Genomic DNA, 2,945 nt, shown 5'->3' on the forward strand with positions numbered 1-2,945 from the left:
CCTGGGGCGGTAAACAACTCATCATAAAAGTTTTCAGGATTATAAGCGTCAAAGGGCATCGGTTTTCAGTAACAAGGAACGAGGAAAAAGGACAATTTTAATCTATTTACCAGTTATTACAATCCAGATTTAGCTTTATCTGTGTCCGCAAAATGTCATTTTAGCTACTTTTTCAAGATTTTTTAAGGCTGAAAAGAGGTATCGTAGTCATTAGCGATCGCTAGATAAACTCTTAGCTCATAGCTTCAATTATGGTTAAAGCGATATTTTGGCAATTCGGTTTATTCATTCCTCTGCACTAGATACCGCCCAGGTTAATATTAATTCCTCAATAATGATTTCGATTGGTATTTTTCTGGAGACAATGAGAATTCCGAACTGTGATTATTGCGGGTAAATTGGGCAAACTCTGATGGCATCGTTCTGCGATCATGACTAACCAAAATACGTTATATTGTCAAGTTGCATTCTTAACTCTTTCATATACTTCGCGAATACCTCCTGGCGGAATGGTTTCATATTGTTGAGCCTCATCGCTAATACAAAACCAAGTTGCTTTCGACCTCGTATAGAAGTGTGCCACTGGCTGCTGTTCAACAGGTGTGTCCATAACGCTTGCTGGAACAGCGATATGATTTAGTTCGTGACTGACCATTGGCATATTAGAACCACATTTGCGACAGAATACTCTTTTAACATACGACGATGAGTTAAAGTAGCTGAGAAACTCTTCGCCTTTCAACCATTTGAAAGTATTCGATTCCCCATGAAGAATCGGTGCAAATGCCGATCCATGTAGCTTTTGGCAGTTTCTGCAATGGCATAATGTCAGAAAATATGGACTCTCGAACTCAAATTCAATCGCTCCGCATTGGCATGAACCTTTGTTATACATTTGTGACTTCTATTTTCTCTATAATTTGTTTCTCTGCCTAATTAATAATTATAGCGATAGCATATTTTCATAATGCAATGATAATCATAAAAATACTTTCCTTTTCAACCTTGGTTTATCGCCCTTGGTTTCATATTTCTTAACTTTTTTTTATTTGCTCGATCTTTGCTACTTTTTATCTAGCTAATCGCGCTGAAATTGATTCTTGTTGAACAGCAGAAACAGAAAAATTTAAACTCAACCAATACAAACCAGACATTACTAAATCACCAAGCTAAATAATTTACTTAAATTTCAACCAGAGCGAATAATTTCCCGCAACAAATAGGGTAAGGCATTAACCTCTTGTTTAGCTCTTGCTTCTAAACTAGGGATCATATTTTGGTAGGTGACAGCATGATGCAAAGCACATAAAGGTTTGGCTATATTCCAGGCTTCAAGCAAACGCTCTTTTGGTTCATACTCTGTCCATTGACTTAAGTATCGATCGCGTAAACGCTCTTGAGATTTCCGCTTCCATAAACCTTTTAAACGCCCAAAAAGTGATTTTTGATTACTTTCGAGAAACAACTCAAACAGATCGAAAAAAGGATGAGATATACAACTATCTGTCCAATCAAAAAAAAGATAATTATTTTTATGTAACGCAACATTATTTAAATGCAAATCCCCGTGTACCAATGTCTCTGGTATTTTATAGCTAGCCAGTTGCGAGCATAAGTTTTTGAGTTTTGGTGCTAGTTTATGTAGTTGCTCGATTTCTGCTGCTGATAATTCAGACAAGGAATTCTCGTCGTTAATCAGAGGAGCGATTTGAGACTGTAAGATATCTAAACGTCGATCTAAGCACCCTATAGATAACAAGCGATCGCGCTGTTCGACTGACTGAATTTGAATTTGAGCGAATAAACGATAAATATCTTGTTGCACTTGAAGGGATACATTGCCACCAATTGGTTTGCCGAAATCCTCTAATAACATCCAGTGACGCTGGCGATTAATACTAATCACAGTGGGCATATGGTTGGGAAATAAACTGGCTAATTCTGCGGTAACTATCGGTTCATCACAAAAAAGAGGCAAAAAAGTGGAAGCTGCCTTAAGATATATAGTTCCTGCCGTAGTTTCAACCTTTAGAACACAAGATATTGACCAACTTCTCAAATATTCTACAGGAGTAATTTGTTGGTACTCCAATTTCTCTAATTGCTCTTCAACCCAGGCTGAAGCCTCACTAAACCAACCAGATTGCGCCCAAGGTGGGCGAAGTTTGGGAATAGTATCACTTTCAAGATCAATTAAGTATTTTTCAATTATTGATTTCTGTTCTGGATAAATAAAAGATAGACTCTCTACAGCTTGGCGATCAGCCCAAAGGGCTGGCACTACGCGATCGCACCAAGTTCCGACTTGTATTTCTTCAGTGGGGTTATGCTGCTCCAACACATATGTACCTTGGATTTTACGTTGCTCTTTTTCAACTTTATAACTGGCATAATGCAAAACATTGATGGAAATACCAAGTTTTCGCTCCATCCCATCTTTAATAGCTTGAAAATTATCGAACCCGATATTTTTATTAATCTCAACGCAAGGCAGACAATAATACTCATCCCTAGATATTATCAATACTTTAGCTTCAGTAGGATGAATTAATAAGGCATAAAAGTAAGATTTCCAGGGCTTGAACAGCATCATCTTATAAAGATATAAAAAGATATTTTCAGTCATAACATTGAGTTCTAACCAAAAATAAATCTTATTCAATTATGCGATAAGAATCGGTTAGTCCCTAAAATTGAGTCCAATTAATGCTTAGTCATTAAGTATTGCCATCGTATTCACGTTAAATTATTGCTCGAAAATAAATCAAAAAGGAGTTTCGTAATTACAAAACTCCCCATAAATGAACCTATCCCACTAATAATAGATAAAATAAGAAGGTTGTAACTAAACGACTGAAGATGCCAGGCAAATTTGAGGGATTAAATGACCTAGAGTGGAAGCTATTTCAAGATATTTTTCCTAAAAAGAAAAATTCCGAAAAGCG

At 36.6% G+C, this 2,945-nt stretch carries 2 protein-coding genes; both read right to left on the reverse strand.

Annotated features, from left to right (window positions below; translation table 11 throughout):
• Positions 1-457: 457 nt before the first annotated feature.
• On the reverse strand, positions 458-895 hold the full coding sequence (locus H1P_RS39185) for a GFA family protein (protein ID WP_144876412.1): 438 nt from the start codon (positions 893-895) through the stop codon (positions 458-460).
• 294 nt (positions 896-1,189) lie between these two features.
• A complete protein-coding gene (locus H1P_RS35195; RefSeq protein WP_222427410.1) occupies positions 1,190-2,626 on the reverse strand; it encodes a phosphotransferase family protein in 1,437 nt (478 codons plus the stop codon).
• Between the last annotated feature and the right edge of the window lie 319 nt (positions 2,627-2,945).

The organism is Hyella patelloides LEGE 07179, assembly GCF_900659865.1.
Lineage (GTDB): Bacteria > Cyanobacteriota > Cyanobacteriia > Cyanobacteriales > Xenococcaceae > Hyella > Hyella patelloides.

Bases quoted from the DNA above. Each gene is read 5' to 3' on its own strand.
- H1P_RS39185 (WP_144876412.1), bottom strand. From the start codon at position 895: ATGTATAACAAAGGTTCATGCCAATGCGGAGCGATTGAATTTGAGTTC.
- H1P_RS35195 (WP_222427410.1), bottom strand. From the start codon at position 2,626: ATGACTGAAAATATCTTTTTATATCTTTATAAGATGATGCTGTTCAAG.